The organism is Microcystis sp. M31BS1, assembly GCF_020245285.1.
Classification (GTDB): domain Bacteria; phylum Cyanobacteriota; class Cyanobacteriia; order Cyanobacteriales; family Microcystaceae; genus Microcystis; species Microcystis panniformis.
In genome coordinates this window covers 1-3,938 of the sequence record NZ_JADBVE010000098.1, presented here as the reverse complement: position 1 = coordinate 3,938, position 3,938 = coordinate 1, and the positions used below count along the sequence as shown (strand labels likewise).

Annotated in this window: 6 protein-coding genes; all 6 read left to right on the top strand. The window is 45.4% G+C overall.

Translation table 11 applies throughout. From position 1 onward, the window contains the following. Positions 1–385: DUF29 domain-containing protein (locus tag IM509_RS05805; RefSeq protein WP_272079369.1), on the top strand; the 385-nt coding region annotated here is incomplete at its 5' end. A 35-nt stretch (positions 386–420) separates the two neighbouring features. Next, positions 421–990 carry a Uma2 family endonuclease gene (locus IM509_RS05800; RefSeq protein WP_185236830.1) on the top strand — a complete coding sequence of 190 codons (570 nt, stop codon included), beginning with the start codon at positions 421–423 and terminating at the stop codon, positions 988–990. A 31-nt stretch (positions 991–1,021) separates the two neighbouring features. Further along, positions 1,022–2,965 carry a S8 family peptidase gene (locus tag IM509_RS05795; RefSeq protein WP_185236829.1) on the top strand — a complete coding sequence of 648 codons (1,944 nt, stop codon included), beginning with the start codon at positions 1,022–1,024 and terminating at the stop codon, positions 2,963–2,965. Between the two features lie 80 nt (positions 2,966–3,045). Then, a complete protein-coding gene (locus IM509_RS05790; RefSeq protein WP_185236828.1) occupies positions 3,046–3,303 on the top strand; it encodes a cyanobactin biosynthesis system PatB/AcyB/McaB family protein in 258 nt (85 codons plus the stop codon). A gap of 46 nt (positions 3,304–3,349) precedes the next feature. Continuing rightward, positions 3,350–3,577 carry a cyanobactin biosynthesis PatC/TenC/TruC family protein gene (locus IM509_RS05785; RefSeq protein ID WP_185236827.1) on the top strand — a complete coding sequence of 76 codons (228 nt, stop codon included), beginning with the start codon at positions 3,350–3,352 and terminating at the stop codon, positions 3,575–3,577. Between the two features lie 121 nt (positions 3,578–3,698). Continuing rightward, positions 3,699–3,836 carry an anacyclamide/piricyclamide family prenylated cyclic peptide gene (locus IM509_RS05780; RefSeq protein WP_185236826.1) on the top strand — a complete coding sequence of 46 codons (138 nt, stop codon included), beginning with the start codon at positions 3,699–3,701 and terminating at the stop codon, positions 3,834–3,836. Positions 3,837–3,938: the final 102 nt, after the last annotated feature.

Sequence of the window (3,938 nt, the reverse complement as noted above, 5' to 3'; positions counted from 1 at the left end):
AACCATTAGCTTGCTTAGAAATCATCAATTTCAACAGCTAGACTTAGAACATTTAATCGAGGAATTAGAGGATTTGGGCAAAGAAAAGAAAAATGCGGTAGCCAGTCTTTTAGAACAGGTTATCCGCCATTTATTATTACTGCAATACTGGACAAAAGAAACAGAATATAATACAATTAATTGGCAGGAAGAAATCTATAATTTTCGGACTCAATTAAGGCGAAAAATGACGGCTAATCTCCGTAATTATTTAGAAGAAGAATTAAACTATATTTATGAAGATGCGTTAGGTTTCGTCAAAATCAAAACAGCGAATACTATGATTTTTCCCTCTCAATGTCCTTACTCACTAGAACAATTACTAGATCGCGATTGGTTGCCATAAAAATTAATTAAACAACAAAAAGAGATGAAGAAATTATGTTAATCACAAAACCCCGCTTTCAAACCTTTGCCGAATATCTACAATATGAGGATAATTCAGAGGAATCTTATGAATTATTTAACGGAGAATTGGTAGAAATGCCACCAGAATCAGGACTTAACTTTCAAATTGCTAATCGTCTTTTTCTAGTCTTTGCTTTGATGCTAGGAACAGATAGAGTCAGAGGACATGGTTTAGAATTAGAAGTGAGAGGCGAACCGAAAAACCGTTATCCTGACCTAACCATTATTCGAGAAGAACATATTCAATTACTCTCCCAGAGAAATACGATTCTTCTTGCCATGGCACCCCCCTTATTAGTCATTGAAGTGGTTAGTCCGGGGGAAATCCAAAGAGAGAGAGATTACATCGCCAAAAGAAGCCAATATCAAGATTGTGGGATTCCTGAATACTGGATAGTTGATCCTCAAACTCAAACTCTTTTAGTCTTAGAATTAAGAGAAAATGCTTACACACAGGTTGGTAATTTTAGCAATGATGACCTAGTAAAATCTGCCAGATTCAAAGAATTAAACTTAAAGGTTTGTGATGTATTTAATTATTAATTTTATCGGTTAAACCAAGAATTAAAAAAAGATGAACGTCTTAACTATTCCGGGATTAAAAGAACTACAAAAACAAACCAAAGGCGCAGCAGAAATAACCGTCGCCATTCTCGATGGTGTAGTTGATACCGACCATCCCTGCTTTAATGGGGCAGACCTAACCCGTTTACCCACCCTCGTCCAGCATCAAGCCACCGCCGGGCAAATGTCCACCCACGGAACCCATATTGCCAGCCTCATCTTTGCACAACCCAACAGCGACATCCAAGGTATTGCCCCCCAGTGTCGAGGCCTACTCGTCCCCGTCTTCGCCGAGGATAACCGTAAACTCTCCCAACTCGATTTAGCGAGGGCGATTGAACAAGCCGCCGAAAAAGGGGCAAAGGTGATTAATATTAGCGGCGGGGCCCTCACTGATATGGGAGAAGCCGAAGACTGGCTAATTCGTGCCGTCGAGATGTGTAACGAGAGAAATATTCTTCTCGTTGCTGCTGCTGGCAATGATGGCTGTGAATGCCTCCAAGTTCCGGCGGCCCTTCCCGCCGTCCTAGCGGTGGGTGCTGTTGATGCTAGAGGGCATCCCCTCGACTTTAGTAATTGGGGGGAAACCTACCAAAGCCAAGGCATCCTTGCCCCTGGAGAAAACATCTTAGGGGCAAAACCAGGGGGCGGGACTGTGCAACTGAGTGGGACCAGCTTCGCCGCGCCCATTGTCGCCGGAGTAGCCGCCTTATTACTCAGCTTGCAGGTGCAGCGAGGAGAAACTCCCAATCCTCACGCAGTCCGGGAGGCAATACTAAAAAGCGGCCTCCCCTGCCAATATGCAGACAGCGAAAATGAACCAAAATGTTTAGCCGGAGTATTGAACATTTCTGGGGCAATTAAACAACTAACAGGAGAAACCATGTCCGAATCTGTGGAAACCCAAGCAACAGTAGAAGCATCAGGCTGTGGCTGCGGTGGTACGCCCGAAACCCCTGAGGCTGAACGCCAAAAACTCGAACTGAGTGCCGCAACCAGCGCACCGGTAATTCCCGTCGCCCAAATTCCCAATCCTGTCATCACCTCTCAAGGAGTATCCATGCCCGAAACTACCAATAAACCCGTCACCCCTAGCCAAGCTGCTGAACCTGCTGGTGGCATCGTCTATGCCATTGGCACCTTGGGCTATGACTTCGGCTCCGAAGCCCGTCGGGACACATTTAAACAACTGATGCCGACAGCGGTAATTGGTGGTATTGAAGTTCCCTCTAATCCCTACGATGCCCGTCAGATGGTGGATTACCTGGCTGACCACCTCTCGGAGGCTAAATCCTTAATCTGGACCCTGAATCTGGAACTTACGCCAATTTACGCCATTGAACCCCTTGGCTCTTTTTCCCGGGAAGTTTATGCGGCTTTACAGGAACTTCTTTCAGGACAAGTGCAAGCAGAAGACAGCCCCGAATATATCCAGCGTGTTAGCATTCCGGGACGGATTACTGGGCGGACAGTACGCCTGTTCTCAGGACAAGTTGTTCCCGTCATTGAACCGGATAGCCCCCGGGGAATTTATGGTTGGCACATCAATACTTTAGTCAGTGCGGCAATAGAAGCCGTTGGTGCAGAACAAACAGAAGCCCAAGAAAGCCAAATGCGTCGCACTTTGAGTAGTTTCCTCAACCGCATCTACTACGATTTACGCAATTTAGGGCAAACTTCCCAAGACCGCGCCCTCAATTTTGCCGCGACCAACGCTTTCCAAGCAGCGCAAACTTTCTCTGAGGCTGTGGGTGCGGGGATGGAACTCGACAGTATTAACGTTTCTAAGAGTCCTTTCTGTCGGATGGATAGCGATTGCTGGGACGTACAGTTAAAATTCTTCGACCCGGAAAATAGCCGCCGCGCTCGTAAAATCTTCCGGTTTACAATAGATGTGAGTGATTTAATTCCTGTTACTTTGGGCGAAGTGCGTTCCTGGTCTTCTCCTTATTAGTCCTCTCCCCTGCGCTGACTTCTGACTTCAAGTACGGGCGAAGCATTCGGATAGGAAATCTAAGGTTTCAGCGATAGGTTATGCCCGAATGCTTCGCCCCTACCCCCATTATTTACCCCAAAACAACCATGAGACTTCCCAAACAATCTGCTCCCGTCAAACGACCCCATTTCATTCATCCCCATGAATGCGTCGATATTGTTCATGGAGATGGCGAAGACTTGGTATCTATCTTAGTTAAGTTAGTTCATGGAGCTAACTACAATGATCCGGCTCAGTTTCAATACCCTCACTATGGCTATCTGAAAATGTCCTCTTTTGGCGGTTTTCGTTATTAGTATCGACTTCTAAAACCTAGTAAAAAACACTGGAGGAAATCAAACAATGGCTAGTAAACCTAAAGGAGCGCCAGAACCAGCAGCCGCTGCCGCGAATGTTGACCAACCAACCACGGAAAAACCCAAGATTGAGCAACCAGAAACAACTCAACCTAAAGCTAAATACGTTCCCGCCACTGGTTTAGAAGATTACGGACGCTGGAAAACCATGTTCAAAGACCGCAAGGCGAATCCCAATGATCCGCCCTTTCGCCGCGGTCGCATCTGGTGTTAAACTTTGTCCATTTTTCCTGCAAACAAATTGTTTAAAGTTGACAATAGTTAACAGAAAACTCTTGACAAGGATCGTGTAAATCTTTTAGTGTTATCGACAACTACCTTTGGAGTAACTTACGATGAAAACCCCAAAACTGACCCCTCGCATTACCGCCCCGGTTCAACGAGACAATATCAGTACCGTTCCTAAGGATGGTAATGTGATTACCCCTGCTACCTGGGAGCATCTCACCTTTGCAATGAGCATAAATACTTAGTAGAAAAATAGGCTTTTCGAGGGTAATTCTTGTTTTAATTCTCCATGTACGCGGTCTTTAAAAGCCTCTATTTCGTTCCAAGACACGATTAAGAGTGGCTTT

What these genes read in the sequence shown, in the direction of transcription:
- IM509_RS05790 (WP_185236828.1), top strand. Translation starts at nt 3,046, where the DNA reads ATGCCCGAATGCTTCGCCCCTACCCCCATTATTTACCCCAAAACAACC.
- IM509_RS05800 (WP_185236830.1), top strand. Translation starts at nt 421, where the DNA reads ATGTTAATCACAAAACCCCGCTTTCAAACCTTTGCCGAATATCTACAA.
- IM509_RS05785 (WP_185236827.1), top strand. Translation starts at nt 3,350, where the DNA reads ATGGCTAGTAAACCTAAAGGAGCGCCAGAACCAGCAGCCGCTGCCGCG.
- IM509_RS05795 (WP_185236829.1), top strand. Translation starts at nt 1,022, where the DNA reads ATGAACGTCTTAACTATTCCGGGATTAAAAGAACTACAAAAACAAACC.
- IM509_RS05780 (WP_185236826.1), top strand. Translation starts at nt 3,699, where the DNA reads ATGAAAACCCCAAAACTGACCCCTCGCATTACCGCCCCGGTTCAACGA.